The organism is Chryseobacterium sp. CS3K3.1 (genome assembly GCF_059515165.1).
In genome coordinates this window covers 140,131-156,017 of sequence record NZ_JCAKRV010000006.1, presented here as the reverse complement: position 1 = coordinate 156,017, position 15,887 = coordinate 140,131, and the positions used below count along the sequence as shown (strand labels likewise).

The following is a 15,887-nucleotide window of genomic DNA, read 5'->3' as shown; positions in this document are numbered from 1 at the left end:
GATAATGTAGAGAATACAACACTTTTGACTGTCGGTAATAGTGGCCTAGAAGAATTCGCCAAATGAGGAGTCTTCAGATGATAAAAAACAGAAAACCCATGAAAAAACTTCATGGGTCTTATGTATTGTAAATGAAACTTTATCAGTTCATTATTTTTCAGCGTCATATTTACTGATCACTTTCTGAGTAACTCCTGAGCTGCTGAAACCTCCGTCATGGAACAGGTTCTGCATCGTTACTTTCTTCGTAAGATCAGAGAATAACGTTACACAGTAGTCTGCACATTCAAGAGCAGTAGCATTTCCTAGTGGAGACATATCTTCTGCATATCCAAGGAATCCTCCGAAACCTTTAACACCACTACCTGCAGTAGTCATTGTAGGAGACTGAGAAACTGTATTTACACGTACTTTTCTTTCTCCCCAGTAGTTTCCGAAAGTTCTTGCAATACTTTCAAGGTACGCTTTGTTATCAGACATATCGTTGTAATCCGGGAATGTTCTCTGGGCTGCAATATAAGTAAGCGCCAAAATGCTTCCCCATTCGTTCATACAGTCTTTTTCCCATGCTACACGCATTACTTTATGGAAAGAAACAGCGGAAATATCCCAGCCTTTTTCCAACCAGTCGTAATTCATTTCTGTATAGTGTTTTCCTTTTCTTACGTTGATAGACATACCGATAGAGTGAAGGATAAAGTCGATTTTTCCAAATTTTGCAACAGCGGCATCAAAAAGTTTTTCAAGATCTTCTACAGAAGTAGCATCAGCACCTATTACTTCAGAACCTGTTTTTTCTGCTAAACCATTAAGTTCTCCCATTCTTAATGCTATAGGAGCATTAGATAAGATAAATTCAGCACCTTCCTCATGGCATCTTTCAGCAACTTTCCATGCGATAGATTGTTCATTAAGGGCTCCAAAAATAATTCCCTTTTTGCCTTTAAGTAAACCGTATGACATAATTTTTTAATGTTTATTATAATACAAATGTAACAATAATTGTGCTTATGGCATAATAAAAAATGGAGCCTTATCAATTTAAGACTCCATTTTATTGAAAATATTTATATGACTGAAATACTAATTGGTTTTCTTATTCCATTCTGCCTTTACATCTTCCGCCGCATCTTTGGTTTTTTCCCATGCCTCATCTGCTTTATCCTTGATATCTTCCCAGGCATCGGATACATTAGCTTTTACCCTGTCTAGCCAGTCTTCCTGGCTGGCTTCCTGATCATTATTCCTTTTCTCATTAATATAATCTTTAGCCTTATCTGCCAATTCATCGATTTTCCATTTGGCTTTGTCCGTTGCATTCTGTAAAGAATTTTCTACATTGTTTACTGCATTTTCCGCTTTGTTGTACTCTGAATTGTTCATAATAGTATAAATTTTAATTTGGTATGAATAATTAAACAATAACCATTCCTAAAACTGAAGGTCATTGTTAAACTTTTCATAATATTTTGTTATACTTTTCAAAATCAATAGTAACTTTAACCTGTAAAATATGATAATTATGGAAAAAATCCGGTGTGGCTGGTGCGAAAAAGATGATCTCTACAGAAAGTATCATGATGAAGAGTGGGAAAGACCTGTTTATGATGATGAAACAATATTTGAGTTCCTGATTCTGGAGAGCTTTCAGGCCGGCTTGAGCTGGTACACTATTTTATCTAAAAGGGAAAATTTCAGAAGAGCCTTTGACCATTTTGATTATAAAAAAGTAGCAGCATACTCTGACAAAAAGATTGAAGAACTCATGAACAACCCCGGAATTATAAGAAACAGGCTTAAAATTCTGGCAGCAGTTACCAATGCTCAGAGATTTATGGATGTTCAGAAAGAATTTGGAAGCTTTTCCCAATATATCTGGGATTTTATCGATGGAAACCCCATTGATAACAATCCGGAGAAATTGTCTGAAGTTCCTGCTACGACAGAGATTTCTGACCGTATTTCTAAAGACCTTAAAAAGAGAGGATTCAAATTTGTTGGTTCTACAGTAGTTTATGCCCATATGCAGGCCACCGGAATGGTTAATGATCACGTAAGGGATTGCTTTACAAGGAAATAAATGTAGGATGTTAACTTTAATAACGTTTTACACAAAATACCCTTTAAAATAATTGCGAAATATAAATTCTGAAAGGTTTATCAATACCCTGTTTCATAACTTATTGATATTTTTGTGGGATTAAAAATGAAAACCTCTGTTGAAATATGAAGAAAATAGGAATTATAGGCTATGGCTGGCTGGGAGAGAGACTTGCATCTTCCTTATCCGGAAAATATAACCTGTCCGCAACGACCACTACAGAAAATAAAGCAGAAGATCTCAATAATAGAGGAATCACTGCTGTAATAGCTTCTTTCCCGGACTATCAGTTGACAGAACCTCTTTCCCAATGGCAGGAAATTAAAAATATGGATGTTTTAATTATTACAATTCCTGTTTCGGAAAAAAGCTGTTGTGTGAGTTCTTTGTATAACAGAATTCAAAATTTATCAGCTTTTATCGGTGATTTTAAAGGACAGATGTTTCTGATGAGCTCTACAGGTGTTTATCCGGATGTATCCAAAGACTTTACAGAGGAAGACATTCCATTTGTGAGCGTATCAGGGGAAAGAATGCTTAGAAATAAATATCCTCAGCTGAATATTCTGAGACTTGGAGGGCTGATGGGAGATAACAGGCTTTTAAAAAATTATAACGTGAGCAATCTGGACCATGCGGTAAATCATATTCATTATGCTGATATCAGCGGGATTATCTCAGAAATGATTGAACAGAAAACTGAATCAAAACTTTATAATGTTACGGCTCCGATTCATCCGGCAAAAAGCCAGGTGATCAATGCGCAGAAAAATCTACTTGATGCAGAAGAGTTTGAAGTGAAAGGAAAAAAGGTTCTGTCATCAAAGCTGGTTTCAGAACTGAATTATGTATTTCAGCATCCGGATCCGAGAACATTTCATTTATAACCATGGTATTTGTATCATTGATTATTGGCCTTTAACCTATTTTACTTACAAGATTTCCATTGACAACTCTGTCGTTCCGCAGGAATCGCTTCTGTATTTGAATCTCTTCGGAATGAGAAAGGTGAGTGGTAAGTTTATTCATCATGAAAAAAATATTTTCAGCAAGATACAATTCAATAGCAACGGGTTAACATCCTGAGCGTAGACGAAGGGAGCCCGTTTTCAAAAAAGATAAAATTCCATCGGCTTTAGCCAAAATCTAATAAAAAACCTCCGGAAAAAGTTTCCGGAGGTTTTGTGTTTATTATTAATAAAGTAATTATTTAATAATTCTTTCCAATACCCATTCAATAAGGTTTTTCTCGGAAGCATGGTGGTCTGCAGAGAACTCACCGCGTCTTCTGTTGGCAATAACGTTATTCACGGTAATGGCTTTGTGCCCTAATAATTTTGAAAGGGCATAGATTGCAGAAGTTTCCATCTCAAAATTGGTAATTCCAAGATCATTCAGCGTTTCCAGGAATTGATCATCAACCGCTTTCAAACGAAGCTGTCTTCCCTGTGGAGCATAGAATCCCGGGAATGTTGCTGTATTTCCGTGGTATTTGGCATCTTTATAATATTCACCCATTTCTTCCGCCCAGTCTGAGAAATAAAGCATCGGCTTGATTCTTTCGTAAGGGAATTTTTCCATGAAGCTTTTAGAAAACTCATTTTCGAAGTTGTAATCCTGGTAGAAATGCATCAGCCCGTCTAATCCAACTACATTCTGCGTTACCAGCATATTGTCAACCTGTACATCAGGGTTTACACTTCCACAGGTTCCCATACGGAAAAGTTCAAGAGCTTTGTGTTCAGTTTTAAATTCTTTGTTCTGAAGATCAATGTTCACCAAAGCATCCAGTTCGTTCATCACGATATCGATGTTTTCAGTTCCGATCCCTGTAGACATTACGGTAATTCTTTCTCCACGAAGCGTTCCTGTATGCGTATAGAATTCTCTTTTGTTTTTCTTGATTTCCACGGTATCAAAGTATTTTGAAACCTTTGCCACTCTGTCCGGATCACCCACAAGGATGATTTTGTCAGCGATATCTTCAGGTAAAAGATTCAGGTGGTATACACTTCCGTCTTCATTCAGAACAAGTTCCGAGGCAGCAAGTTTGTTTAGCATAATATGTATATTTTTTGTTTTTTAATTAATCATAATGGCTTCTTTATAAGGAGATGCCATCACCTCGTAGATGTCATTGTATTCTTCTACAATTCTTTTCTGGCCGTTCATTACTTCATATACGGTAACAACGGTTTTTTCAATATTTTTAGGATCTTTCCTCTGTGAAGTGATTTCATAGAAGTGATCGTCTTTTTTAAGAATAGAAATCAGTTCTTCCTTTGTGGAATTGTTGGAAGTCATCATTCCCGGAAACTCCGTAACAATGTCTTTCAGGTCAGAATAATTTTTATAAGGCTTGGTTACCCCATTGGAATGTACATAGACATTGGGAATATTTTTATCTTTTTCCAGTCGAACCAAATAATAATCAGAACCTCTTTTCTCAGCATAAACAGCCATTTCCTGTTTCTTTTCAGGTTGTTTTTCCTGCTGCTTTTTCTTTTGGGAAAATGCTGCCACAGAAAGGAAACTTGCTGCCACAGCAAACCATAGTTTTGTTTTCATACTCCTATTTAGTTTTTTTGATGTGTTGAATTTAATGTAAAAAATCCTCTCCCAATAATCTTCCGCCATTATTTTTTACCGGTATTTCGAAAAACCGTTTCTTTAGAATAATGAATTTGATTTCGGGGTTTAAAATTAGTGAAAAATATAATATCAGAAATATAAACATTATTTAATCTCTTATTAAAACTCAGATAACATCAGATGAATAGTTTTGCAGCTAAAAATTCATGAGATCTTATCCACTGCTTATAATCATCCTTCTGACAGGATTTGCAGTAATGTCCTTTAATCCTGTTTATAAAGGAAAAGAAAGCGAAAATACATTTGTCAATAAAGGGTTGTCCGACTTTAGAATAAAGCTTGAACAATTGAAATCAGATGTTGATAAGTTCTCTGAAGACCGTATTTCTCTGGAAGAACTGCAAAAATCGCTGAGCAGTACAAGAAACTCATTCAAGGAAATAGAATTTTATATTGCTTACCATTATCCTGAATTTACCAAAACCCACCTTAATGCAGCGCCATTGTTTCACATCGAAGCAGCTGGGACATCGTCATACACACTTCCTCCTGAAGGATTGCAGGTGCTTGATGAACTTATATTTTCAGAGGAAGCAGAAAATGAGAAAGAAAAAATCAAAACCATCACTACCTTTTTGTACAACAGCTATTCCGGGTTTTATTTAAGTGCTTTAAAAAATGGGTTGAGCAAAGGAAACAACAAAACATTGCCTTTGCGTATAGAGCTGATCAGGATCTACTCACTGGGTGTTTCAGGTTTTGATACACCAGGCTCTTTGAATATTTCCGAAGAAACAAGCCATGCACTTGCAGGAATACAGAAATACATTAATGATGATCTTTATTTTAAAAATTATAATACTGAAAAGGCTAACCAGATTTTAACAGAAGCCATCAGTTATCTTTCAAAAAACACCGACTTTGAAACCTTTGACAGGATTGAGTTTTATAAAAAATACGTACAGCCTTTATATGAAGAGTTCGGGAAATGGGATGGAAGACCGGATGACCTTAAAGAATTCTCAGGATGGAATGTAGGGAATAAGAACTTTTTCAGCAGTGATTTTTTAGATCCTTATTTTTATACCTTATTGAAATCTTCGGAAGACAGTCAGGAAATCCGAAACCTTGGAAAATCCATTTTCTACGATCAGAACTTAAGTGGTAACGGGAAAATGAGCTGTGCAACCTGCCACCTTCAGGAAAATGCTTTTACAGATCTGAAAGCAAAATCACAAAGTAATGTGGAAGGGAAAACAGTGTTGAGAAATTCTCCATCTTTATACAATGCGGTCTTCGCTAAGAGATTTTTCTATGATCTTCGGGCTTTTTATCTTGAACAACAGGCAGAACATGTTATCTATAATGAGCAGGAATTCAATACAAGTTATGAAAGCATTATTCAGAAATTAAAAATAAAACCTGAATATAAAAAAGCATTCCGAAATGCCTTCAAGGACGGAAAAATCAGTAAAGAAAATTTCTCGAAAGCATTAAGTTCTTATGTGGCTTCCCTGTACTCATTTGACAGCGATTTTGATCGTTTTATGAGGAATGAAAAAAATGTTTCCGATGATGTGAAAAAAGGATTCAACCTCTTTATGGGAAAAGCCAATTGTGCAACCTGTCATTTTGCACCCACCTTTTCCGGATTGGTGCCTCCATTTTTTAATGAAAATGAATCTGAAGTCCTGGGAATCACTACCAGACCCATCAAACAGCTTCCTGTAGAGCTTGATCAGGATTTAGGAAGAGGAAACAGCCCTGTGAAAAAGGAAAAATCATGGATTTATGATTATTCTTTTAAAACCGTGACAGTAAGAAATATTGCCCTTACCAAACCTTATTTCCATAACGGAGCTTTCAATACCTTAGAAGAAGTCCTGGATTTTTATAATGAAGGCGGAGGAGAAGGATTGGGATTAAAAATGAAAAACCAAACTTTGGCACCGGATAAATTAAACCTCACCGAAACAGAAATAAAACAGATCATTGCCTTTCTGAATGCTCTTACGGATGTGAGTAAAGCGAAATAGGCGGGATGCGGGGTTTGAGGGTTTTAGAGTGAGAGTGTAGAGATTCGGGGTTCGGGATTTCGGGTTTGTGAGAACCGGGATTCAGTAGGAATGATAGGTTTAATAAAAATAGGCTAAATTTTGAAACTTGTGTAAATGTGATCTACGAAGGTTTCAGAATTTAGCCTAAAGTTTTACAGATCGGATCAACCTGTCTGTTTATTTGTTTTGGATCAGCTTTTCCAGCTTATCAATCATTTCCTGCTGTTGTTTTAGCATACGCTCATAAAGTTCAATCATTTTGTCAAGGGGATTGAAAGTAGGTTGGTTATTAAAAAAGGCTGGTTGTTGACAATGATCAAAAGTGGCCGTATTAGAAATAATGTTTATCGCTTGTTCTTCATCAAAATTCTCAATCGCTTCTGCCGGAACCTTCAAAATCTGAGCTACCTGCGCCAAAACATCAGACTCTACAGTTTCTTTTTGTTCCAAAAGAGAGACTTTCTTCTGATTCCAGTCGTCACCTAATTCAAAACTAATGCTTCATGCTTGATACCAAGCATTTCACGGAAACGTTTAATATTTCTGCCCTGATGTATTTTTTTGTTTTGCATAGCTGTGTCAATCATAATAACAAATATAAAGTTTTAAGAGATAAGAATAAAGCTCGTTTTTAAAATAAATTATCTTCTAAAATACTCATGTTTTTGAATAAAAATTTCTCTTTTCTGGCAGATTTATCGTGTTTAATAGATCCTGTTTGGTAACAATGAGTAAATAAAATAATTGCATTTCACTTCCAACCCGAGATCCCGAACCTCGTATCCCGGATTACTTAACACAAAATTAATCCCCTTAACATTAGGTTTTTGATAAGTTAATATTGGGTGATTTAGATTTAAAATCCTATTAACAGAGGAAAAGCGCTAAAAAAATAGTTTTGCAAGGTCTAATAAATCAAATAAAAAATGAAGAAAAAACTACTAACAGTGGGAGCTTTGGCGATACTGGCCAGTTCTGGTCTTCAGGCGCAGACTCTGATATTCAATAAGAATGCGTCATGGAGCTATAAAGATAACAACCAGGCACAGCCAGCCGGATGGAATGCTCAGACGTATGATATTTCAACATGGGCAGTTGGAAATGGCCCTTTAGGATACGGAGATCCTGTAACGACTACCATCAATTCAGGGCTTACAACCGCTTATTTTGCTAAAGATTTCACTGTAGATCTTTCAACACTTTCCGATACGATGGAACTTGGAGTGATGAGAGACGACGGTATCATTGTATACCTGAACGGAGAAGAAGTGGTAAGAGATAATATGCCTGCAGGAGCTGTTACATTCAATACTTTCTCCAGTACTACTATTGACGGGGCAGCAGAGAGTGTTTATAACATTTTCTCTATTCCAAAATCCAAGTTTGTAAATGGTGTTAACAGATTTTCTATTGAATTACACAACAGAAGTACCACCAGTTCAGACTTAAGAATTGATGCTTATCTGAAAACTACGACCAATACAACTATCCCTGTAGCTTGTAACGGAACGCATATCAGCTGCTTTACTTCCATTGTTCCTACAGCACAAACCAATAAGTTGATTATCCCTGCTGAACACAAATACCAGCTTATTTTAAAAGAAGGGGATAGCTATACTGAAGGCGGAGGGTTGGTAGGAGGTCAGAACGACTTTACCGCTTATGTTCCAAAAACTGGAAGCAGTACCAACGGATATCTTTCTGTAAACCATGAAACGAATCCCGGAGGAGTTACCATGGCAGAAATCAACTATAACGCGACTTCAAAGCTTTGGCAGCTGACAAAATCAAGAGCCGTAAGTTTCTCAGAACCAAGTTTGGTACAAACCATCAGAAACTGTTCAGGAGGAATTACGCCTTGGGGAACTGTGGTGACCGCTGAAGAATCTGTAACTTCCAATGATGTGAACAATGACGGTTATAAAGATTATGGCTGGTTGGTAGAAATTGATCCTGCTACAGCTCAGGTTATATCTAAAAACCCTAACGGGACAAAAGGTAAGCTTTGGCAGATGGGAATTATGAACCACGAGAACGTGGTGATCAATAATGCGGGAACTATAGCGTATTATGGAGAAGACGGTGGAACTCACTTGGTGTACAAATATGTAATGGATACTCCTAATGATCTATCTTCAGGAAACCTTTATGTATTAAAACTGGATCAGGGGTTAACGGCTGCAGGAGATCCGGTAGGAACTACAGCGACATGGATTCAGGTTCCGAATAAAGAAAAAGCAGATCAGAATAATACCAATACCAATGCTCTGACTTTGGGAGGAACAAAATTTAATGGAGTAGAGGATGTTGATATCAGCCCGCTGGATGGTAAAATCTATTTTACAGCCAAAGGATTAGACAGGGTATATCGTCTGCAGGATAACGGAACAACGGCTTCACAGGTAGAAACATTTGTAGGAGGAGGTTCTTCGGTATATTCTTTCAATACAGCTCAGGGAATGAAGTCTGAAGCATGGGGAGACGGAAATGACAACCTTACTTTCGATGAACTTGGAAACCTTTGGGTACTTCAGGATGGTGGTAAAAACTATATCTGGGTCATTGCTCCAGATCATACACAAGCCAACCCTAAAGTAAGATTGTTTGCTTCTATGCCTGCTGGTTCTGAACCTACAGGACTGACATTTACTCCTGATCATAAATTTGGTTTCTTCTCTATTCAGCACCCGGATTCAACAATCTCTACAGACGTAGACGCCACAGGGAATACAATTGATTACAGAGGAAAATCAGCAACAATCGTTATTGCACTTAAAAATAATCTTGGAACTGAGGGAACTTTAGGAACTATTGATACCAAAATTGAAGAAAATACAGTAACGGTAGCACCGAACCCAACTTCAGGAGTGGTAAAAATCAATTCAGCAAAAGGATTGAAAGATATTTCTGTAACAGCTTACAGCATGGACGGGAAAATCGTTTATACGAAGAAATTCAACGGAACCAATAAAGCATTGGATCTTGATTTCACACAACAGTTGGAAGGATCTCGAGTTCTGGTTTTAAATATTGAAGCGGAAGGCGGATTCCAGAAAACAGTTAAACTTGTAAAGAAATAAATTATTTATAATTCTTGTCTGTCGGCGGCCACGGTTGCCGGCAGACCTTTTTATTTTTATGAAAAAGCTTGTCTTACTGATTTCCATCCTCTCACTTTCTCAGATCAAAGCACAGATTGATCCGGTGAGATATCCTACTTTTACTACTATTGAAGAGGCTCTAAAGAGTGAAAAAACAGTTTACAGTATGAGTTTCAGAGAAAAGGGTCTTTTTAATCTTCCTCCTCAGATTATAAAACTGGATTCATTATTCTTTTTGAATATCATGGCCAATAAGCTTGAGAAAATGGATCAGGAACTTTTTGCTTTAAAAGAACTGGAAATTTTAAATGTGAATGAAAACAGCATTAAATTTATTCCTGATGAGGTAAGTAATCTGAAAAAACTGACCACTTTTTCAATGAATCTGAACAGTTTGACGAGTATTAATCCTAATCTTGCAAAACTTCAGAACCTGAAAGTTGTCCATTTTGATGCCAATAATCTGAATACTTTTCCCGAAGCCCTTATGGAAATTCCAACACTGGAAGAAATCAACCTTCAGGGAAACCAGATCAGCTTTATTGCAGACAAACTGGATCGGATCAAAAACCTGAAATTTCTCAACCTTTCGGATAACCAGATCAATGATCTTGGAAATCTTTCTTTTCCAGAAAATTTAAAATATCTTGAACTGCAGCAGAATGCTATCATAAAACTACCGGAAAATCTTTTCAAATCAAAGAATCTGGAATTCTTGAATGTAAGCGGAAATCATATCACAGAAATTTCACCCAAAGTAAAAGGGCTGAAAAATATGGTCAGCATGAATCTGGCCCATAATAATCTGAAAGACATTCCTGTAGAAATCAAACAGCTTAAAAATCTGAAAACATTGATTCTTACAGGAAATCCTATAGAAAAATCTAAAATTGAAAACTTAAAAACCTTACTGCCGGAAACCCAGATCTATTTCTAGAACTATCCGCCAACACGTTTGGTTTTATAGCCCATTTCTTTAAGGATATTCATGATTTTATCACGGTTATCTCCTTGAATGATAATCGTTCCATCCTTCTCAGAGCCGCCTATACCAAGGGTGGTTTTTATTTTCTTTGAGATTTTTTTCAGGTCTTCCTCGCTGCCTTCCCAGCCTTCAACAATCGTTACAGGCTTACCGTTTCTTCCTTTTTTCTCAAATTTGCATACTAAAGGCTCTTTCTGCTTGAATTCTTCTTCAGGCATCTCAAAATCCTGCTCTTCATGATCAGGAAAAAGATTCTTCAATTGATCTCGTAAATCCATACCGCAAAATTAAAAAGAATTATGGATTTATAGGGTAAATACTTCCGAAATTATAATAAACCTTATTGAATTTACGTTTTTCATTTTTTGACACATAACTTAAAAACTAATATGAAAACCAATCTTCTTGCAGCCTTACTGTTGGCTTTTGGGATTACAAATGCACAAACCGGTTTTACTACAGATCCTCTAAACGCAGTTTTAGAAACGAAAGACGCAAAAAACTTTTGGAAAGCATTTGATAAAATGGAAACGTCCACCGCCAATCCTTTTGTAGAATACATAGAAAATGGTTCACCGGGAGTGAAAAGTTTTATAAGGAACCGTATCGTTAATGCAGATTCTCTATATGCTACAGTGAAAAAAAACAAAGAGAAATATCTTAAAACCAGAAATGTATTAGATGGGATCGGAGCAAAAGATAAAAAGCTAAAAGCCAGTTACAGCGCTTTAAAATATTGGTATCCGGAAGCTAAATTCTCACCCGTCTATTTCGTGTATGGAAGAATGAATACAGGAGGGAACTCTTCTGATGATGGAATTTCAATCGGTACCGAGCTCTTTAAAAACCTTGATGGAGTAGTTCCGCTTATCGTCCATGAAATGATCCATTTTCAGCAAAATAACAGAGGAAATGAATCTTTATTAAAACAAGCTCTAACAGAGGGCGGAGCTGATTTTATCGCAGAATTCGTTTCCGGAGAGCAAATGAATGTAAAAGCATTTCAATATGGAGAAGCTAATTCAGATAAATTATATAAAGAATTCGTAACAAGGTATAAAAGTGATGATTTAAGGGATTGGTTTTACTGGACCTCCAAAAAAGACGACAGACCCAATGATTTAGGATATTGGATCGGATACAAAATATGTGAAGCCTATTTCAATAAACAAACCGATAAACATAAAGCGGTACATGATATTTTAAACATTGAAGATCCGTTTTTACTTCTAAAGGAAAGCGGTTTTTTGGATGCTTATATCCAAGCCTATGCAAAAGAAAAGAATATCAAGTATGATGATTTCTTTCAGGAGTTTTCAGGAGAACCTTCATCTGTAACATTAATAGTGAATGTTCCTGATAAAAACGATGAGGTGTATATTGCAGGAAATCAGAAAGGGCTGGGGAACTGGAATGCCTCTTTAGTGAAAATGGAAAGAACAGGTGATCTTGAAAGAACGCTTACCTTAAAAATATATGTACCGGCGCAATTGAAATTTACCAAAGGAACCTGGAATCAGGAAGCAAATGTAAAAGGAGTGGAAAAAGGACAGAACATTAAAATCGAAAGCACAAAATCAAAAAAGCTTACCTATAAGATTAATAGCTGGTTTAAAAATTAGAGTTGAAGCCAGGATTTGAAATCTATAATCATCATTTTAAAATCTGCGAAATCAGCAGGATCTGCGAGAATAATATTGTTCAAAGATTTTGAAGAGGACACAGATTTTTTCTTTTTACTCTGAATACATAAAAATCAGAACTCCAAATTCTTCTATTCATAGGAAATTAGGTAAATTTGTCTAACAAAAGTTTTACAAAATGTCGAAAAAAGCAATACTGGCCATTCTTGACGGATGGGGATTGGGAACAAACCCAAACGTTTCTGCAATAGATAAAGCAAATACACCATTCATAGACAGCTGTTACCAGAAATTTCCACATACCACCCTTGAAGCAAGCGGGCTGGCGGTAGGTTTACCAGCCGGACAGATGGGGAATTCTGAAGTGGGACACATGAACTTGGGAGCCGGAAGAGTCGTTTACCAAAACCTGGTAAAACTGAATATGGCTGTTGAAAACGGAACATTGGGTCAGGAAAAAGTGATTCAGGACGCCTTTGAATATGCAAAAAAAGAAAATAAAAAAGTACATTTCATCGGACTGGTTTCCAACGGAGGTGTACACTCACATATCAATCACTTAAAAGGATTACTGACCGCTGCAAAAGAGTTCGGATTGAATGAGAACGTTTTTGTTCACGCATTTACCGACGGTAGAGACTGCGATCCGCATTCCGGATTAGGATTTATCGATGAACTTCAGAAACATATGGAGGCAACTACCGGAAAGCTGGCAACAGTGGTAGGAAGATACTATGCCATGGACAGAGATAAAAGATGGGAGCGTGTAAAATTAGCTTACGGTGCCCTTGTGGAAGGAATCGGAGAACAGACAACGGATGCTTTGGCAACAATCAAGATGTATTATGATAATAATGTAACCGATGAGTTCCTGAAGCCTATTATTTTAATGAATACTACCGCTACAGGAAATGTAGTACCGGTAGCAAGAATCATTGAAGATGATGTGGTGATCTGCTTCAATTTCCGTACAGACAGAGGAAGAGAAATTACAGAAGTTCTTTCCCAGAAAGATTTCCCGGAATTTGGAATGAAGAAACTGAACCTGTATTACATCACATTGACCAACTATGATAAAACCTTCCAGAATGTACAGGTCGTTTTTGATGAAAATGTACTGACGGAAACTATGGGTGAAATCCTTGAGAAAAATGGAAAAACCCAGATCAGAATTGCAGAAACAGAAAAATATCCTCACGTTACTTTTTTCTTCTCAGGAGGAAGAGAAGAGGAATTTGCAGGAGAAAGAAGATTGCTTTGCCCAAGTCCGAAAGACGTTCCTACCTACGACCTGAAGCCGGAAATGTCAGCCTATGATATCACTAATGCTATCGTACCGGAACTGGAGCAGGGAACGGCTGATTTTGTTTGTTTGAATTTCGCCAATACAGATATGGTTGGACACACAGGTGTTTTTGAAGCCGCTGTAAAAGCCGCTGAGGTGGTAGATCAGTGCATTGAAAAAGTAGCTACAGCTGCCTATGAAAACGGATATGCTGTTTTCATTCTTGCCGATCACGGAAACTCAGATGTAATGATCAATCCGGACGGAACTCCAAATACCCAGCACTCTACAAACCTGGTTCCTTTTATCGTGATGGATAAAGACCATACATGGAATTTAAAACCAGGAAAACTGGGCGATGTAGCCCCAACAATCCTTAAAGTAATGGGCGTTGAAATACCAGATGCAATGACTGGAGAAGTTTTGGTTAATTAATATTCAATAATATTGTTAAAAAAATGCCGTTATGCTTTTGTAGCGGCATTTTTTTTATGATTTATGTCAGATAAAGTATGCAAGTCATACTTTATTATGCGTTAAATAATAAATAAATCATATCTTTGTAAATTAAAACTGAATAGTAAAATGTATCAAAAGCTTGTTAGGAAAGAAGTAATGGGATTATTGGAAAAGGAAGTAGGTTCTTTTCTTGATAAATTTTTAACGCCAATTGAAAAAATATGGCAGCCTTCCGATTATTTACCAGATCCTTCAAGTGAAGAATTTAAACACGACTTAGAAGAAATTCAGACTTTTGCCCGCGAAATGCCTTATGATCTTTTTGTAACATTGATCGGTGACTGTATCACGGAAGAGGCACTTCCATCTTATGAGTCTTGGTTAATGGGCGTTGACGGAATCAATCAGGAAGAAAAAGTAGGCTGGGCCAACTGGGTAAGAGCGTGGACCGCTGAGGAAAACAGACACGGAGATTTATTAAACAAATATCTTTATCTGTGTGGAAGAGTAAACATGAGAGAAGTGGAAATCACTACCCAATACCTGATCAATGACGGATTCGATCTGGGAACAAGTATGGATCCCTACAGAAACTTCATTTATACGAGCTTCCAGGAAACAGCTACCAATATCTCTCACAGAAGAGTAGGAACATTGGCTAAACAATCAGGAAACGGAAAATTAGCAAAAATGTGTGGTGTAATTGCTGCAGACGAAGCAAGACACGCTAAAGCATACAAACATTTCGTAGCAAAAATCCTTGAAGTAGACCCTTCGGAAATGATTCTTGCGTTTGAAGATATGATGCGTAAGAAAATTGTAATGCCTGCTCACTTAATGAGACAGTCAGGACAAAAAGCAGGCGAACTTTGGGGACATTTCTCAGATGCCGCACAAAGATGTATGGTGTACACAGGCCAGGATTATATCAACATTATGAAAGACCTTTTAGATGAATGGAAAATTGAGCATGTAAAAGGACTTACTGAAAAAGCTGAAAAAGCTCAGGAATACCTGATGAAACTTCCTGCAAGGCTGCAGAAGATCACAGACAGGGTTTCTACTCCCGATCTTCAGTTCCAGTTTAGCTGGGTAAAAAGCTAATAAGATCTTTATTATTATTAAAATATAAAAGTATTGAGTGCCTTTCTTTTTGGCACTCTTTTTATTTCTTATCTTTGCAAAGCTAAAAAAAGACAAAATGTTAAATAATAAAAAGATTGCTGTTGACTTTGACGGGACTATTGTTGATGATGCTTACCCGGCCATTGGAAAACCGAAAACTTTTGCATTCGAAACTTTGAAAAAACTTCAGTCTGAAGGATTCAGATTGATACTTTGGACATACAGACACGGAAAAACATTAGATGAAGCGGTGGAATTCTGCAAAAAAAACGGAATAGAATTTTATGCTGTGAACTCAAGCTTTGAAGGGGAAGTTTTTGATCCTGAAAATCAGTCCAGAAAATTAGATGCAGACTGGTTTATTGACGACAGAAATTTAGGAGGATTCCCGGGATGGGGTGAAATCTACAACATCATTCAGGAAAGAATAGAATTCCGTGTGGAAGGAAAAGAGGTTCTTGCCTATTCAAAACTTAAAAAAGAAAAGAAAAAAGGACTTTTCTGGTAGAATAAAACAATTTAAATTTAACAGTGTACCA

General features: G+C 36.8%; 14 protein-coding genes and 1 pseudogene. 9 read left to right on the top strand and 6 right to left on the bottom strand.

The features are described 5' to 3' along the window. Nucleotides 1-150: 150 nt before the first annotated feature. Together AC5YGI_RS08090 and AC5YGI_RS08085 are read right to left on the bottom strand one after the other, a co-directional pair. A complete protein-coding gene (locus tag AC5YGI_RS08090; RefSeq protein ID WP_202842680.1) occupies nucleotides 151-963 on the bottom strand; it encodes an enoyl-ACP reductase FabI in 813 nt (270 codons plus the stop codon). 120 nt (nucleotides 964-1,083) lie between these two features. Next, nucleotides 1,084-1,383 (bottom strand): hypothetical protein, encoded by a 300-nt coding sequence (locus AC5YGI_RS08085; RefSeq protein ID WP_114821904.1) that lies wholly within the window; start codon nucleotides 1,381-1,383, stop codon nucleotides 1,084-1,086. Nucleotides 1,384-1,522: 139 nt separating this feature from the next. Between AC5YGI_RS08085 and AC5YGI_RS08080 the strand changes: the two genes are divergently transcribed. Together AC5YGI_RS08080 and AC5YGI_RS08075 are read left to right on the top strand one after the other, a co-directional pair. After that, nucleotides 1,523-2,080 (top strand): DNA-3-methyladenine glycosylase I, encoded by a 558-nt coding sequence (locus AC5YGI_RS08080; RefSeq protein ID WP_496167966.1) that lies wholly within the window; start codon nucleotides 1,523-1,525, stop codon nucleotides 2,078-2,080. Nucleotides 2,081-2,226: 146 nt separating this feature from the next. Next, complete coding sequence (locus AC5YGI_RS08075) at nucleotides 2,227-2,988, top strand: Rossmann-fold NAD(P)-binding domain-containing protein (RefSeq protein WP_330746172.1); 762 nt, start codon at nucleotides 2,227-2,229, stop codon at nucleotides 2,986-2,988. A gap of 319 nt (nucleotides 2,989-3,307) precedes the next feature. On the opposite strand, the gene AC5YGI_RS08070 is transcribed toward AC5YGI_RS08075, so the two are convergent. Further along, nucleotides 3,308-4,162 carry a nucleoside phosphorylase gene (locus AC5YGI_RS08070; protein ID WP_110366003.1) on the bottom strand — a complete coding sequence of 285 codons (855 nt, stop codon included), beginning with the start codon at nucleotides 4,160-4,162 and terminating at the stop codon, nucleotides 3,308-3,310. A gap of 21 nt (nucleotides 4,163-4,183) precedes the next feature. Further along, nucleotides 4,184-4,669 carry a hypothetical protein gene (locus AC5YGI_RS08065; RefSeq protein WP_330746173.1) on the bottom strand — a complete coding sequence of 162 codons (486 nt, stop codon included), beginning with the start codon at nucleotides 4,667-4,669 and terminating at the stop codon, nucleotides 4,184-4,186. Nucleotides 4,670-4,899: 230 nt separating this feature from the next. Between AC5YGI_RS08065 and AC5YGI_RS08060 the strand changes: the two genes are divergently transcribed. Beyond that, complete coding sequence (locus AC5YGI_RS08060) at nucleotides 4,900-6,729, top strand: cytochrome-c peroxidase (RefSeq protein WP_330746174.1); 1,830 nt, start codon at nucleotides 4,900-4,902, stop codon at nucleotides 6,727-6,729. Between the two features lie 198 nt (nucleotides 6,730-6,927). On the opposite strand, the pseudogene AC5YGI_RS08055 reads toward AC5YGI_RS08060, so the two are convergent. Then, a pseudogene (locus AC5YGI_RS08055) lies at nucleotides 6,928-7,337 on the bottom strand (XRE family transcriptional regulator). Nucleotides 7,338-7,676: 339 nt separating this feature from the next. On the opposite strand from AC5YGI_RS08055, the gene AC5YGI_RS08050 reads away from it, so the two are divergent. Then, on the top strand, nucleotides 7,677-9,830 hold the full coding sequence (locus AC5YGI_RS08050; protein ID WP_330746175.1) for an alkaline phosphatase PhoX: 2,154 nt from the start codon (nucleotides 7,677-7,679) through the stop codon (nucleotides 9,828-9,830). Between the two features lie 58 nt (nucleotides 9,831-9,888). Next, nucleotides 9,889-10,788, top strand: a complete 900-nt coding sequence (locus AC5YGI_RS08045; RefSeq protein WP_330746176.1) for a leucine-rich repeat domain-containing protein — start codon at nucleotides 9,889-9,891, stop codon at nucleotides 10,786-10,788. Nucleotides 10,789-10,790: 2 nt separating this feature from the next. On the opposite strand, the gene AC5YGI_RS08040 is transcribed toward AC5YGI_RS08045, so the two are convergent. Then, complete coding sequence (locus tag AC5YGI_RS08040; protein ID WP_002979957.1) at nucleotides 10,791-11,114, bottom strand: translation initiation factor; 324 nt, start codon at nucleotides 11,112-11,114, stop codon at nucleotides 10,791-10,793. A gap of 111 nt (nucleotides 11,115-11,225) precedes the next feature. On the opposite strand from AC5YGI_RS08040, the gene AC5YGI_RS08035 reads away from it, so the two are divergent. The 4 genes from AC5YGI_RS08035 (at nucleotide 11,226) to AC5YGI_RS08020 (ending at nucleotide 15,856) form a co-directional block, all read left to right on the top strand. Continuing rightward, nucleotides 11,226-12,458, top strand: coding sequence for a DUF2268 domain-containing putative Zn-dependent protease (locus tag AC5YGI_RS08035; protein ID WP_496167965.1), 1,233 nt, complete (start codon nucleotides 11,226-11,228; stop codon nucleotides 12,456-12,458). Nucleotides 12,459-12,657: 199 nt separating this feature from the next. Then, nucleotides 12,658-14,199, top strand: a complete 1,542-nt coding sequence (gpmI, locus tag AC5YGI_RS08030) for a 2,3-bisphosphoglycerate-independent phosphoglycerate mutase (RefSeq protein ID WP_227941400.1) — start codon at nucleotides 12,658-12,660, stop codon at nucleotides 14,197-14,199. A 150-nt stretch (nucleotides 14,200-14,349) separates the two neighbouring features. After that, on the top strand, nucleotides 14,350-15,327 hold the full coding sequence (locus tag AC5YGI_RS08025) for an acyl-ACP desaturase (protein ID WP_110008663.1): 978 nt from the start codon (nucleotides 14,350-14,352) through the stop codon (nucleotides 15,325-15,327). A gap of 97 nt (nucleotides 15,328-15,424) precedes the next feature. Beyond that, nucleotides 15,425-15,856, top strand: a complete 432-nt coding sequence (locus AC5YGI_RS08020; protein WP_330746178.1) for a BT0820 family HAD-type phosphatase — start codon at nucleotides 15,425-15,427, stop codon at nucleotides 15,854-15,856. Nucleotides 15,857-15,887: the final 31 nt, after the last annotated feature.

Excerpts from the sequence above, each read along its gene's own strand:
- AC5YGI_RS08090 (WP_202842680.1), bottom strand. The coding sequence starts at position 963 with ATGTCATACGGTTTACTTAAAGGCAAAAAGGGAATTATTTTTGGAGCC.
- AC5YGI_RS08085 (WP_114821904.1), bottom strand. The coding sequence starts at position 1,383 with ATGAACAATTCAGAGTACAACAAAGCGGAAAATGCAGTAAACAATGTA.
- AC5YGI_RS08080 (WP_496167966.1), top strand. The coding sequence starts at position 1,523 with ATGGAAAAAATCCGGTGTGGCTGGTGCGAAAAAGATGATCTCTACAGA.
- AC5YGI_RS08075 (WP_330746172.1), top strand. The coding sequence starts at position 2,227 with ATGAAGAAAATAGGAATTATAGGCTATGGCTGGCTGGGAGAGAGACTT.
- AC5YGI_RS08070 (WP_110366003.1), bottom strand. The coding sequence starts at position 4,162 with ATGCTAAACAAACTTGCTGCCTCGGAACTTGTTCTGAATGAAGACGGA.
- AC5YGI_RS08065 (WP_330746173.1), bottom strand. The coding sequence starts at position 4,669 with ATGAAAACAAAACTATGGTTTGCTGTGGCAGCAAGTTTCCTTTCTGTG.
- AC5YGI_RS08060 (WP_330746174.1), top strand. The coding sequence starts at position 4,900 with ATGAGATCTTATCCACTGCTTATAATCATCCTTCTGACAGGATTTGCA.
- AC5YGI_RS08050 (WP_330746175.1), top strand. The coding sequence starts at position 7,677 with ATGAAGAAAAAACTACTAACAGTGGGAGCTTTGGCGATACTGGCCAGT.
- AC5YGI_RS08045 (WP_330746176.1), top strand. The coding sequence starts at position 9,889 with ATGAAAAAGCTTGTCTTACTGATTTCCATCCTCTCACTTTCTCAGATC.
- AC5YGI_RS08040 (WP_002979957.1), bottom strand. The coding sequence starts at position 11,114 with ATGGATTTACGAGATCAATTGAAGAATCTTTTTCCTGATCATGAAGAG.
- AC5YGI_RS08035 (WP_496167965.1), top strand. The coding sequence starts at position 11,226 with ATGAAAACCAATCTTCTTGCAGCCTTACTGTTGGCTTTTGGGATTACA.
- gpmI (WP_227941400.1), top strand. The coding sequence starts at position 12,658 with ATGTCGAAAAAAGCAATACTGGCCATTCTTGACGGATGGGGATTGGGA.
- AC5YGI_RS08025 (WP_110008663.1), top strand. The coding sequence starts at position 14,350 with ATGTATCAAAAGCTTGTTAGGAAAGAAGTAATGGGATTATTGGAAAAG.
- AC5YGI_RS08020 (WP_330746178.1), top strand. The coding sequence starts at position 15,425 with ATGTTAAATAATAAAAAGATTGCTGTTGACTTTGACGGGACTATTGTT.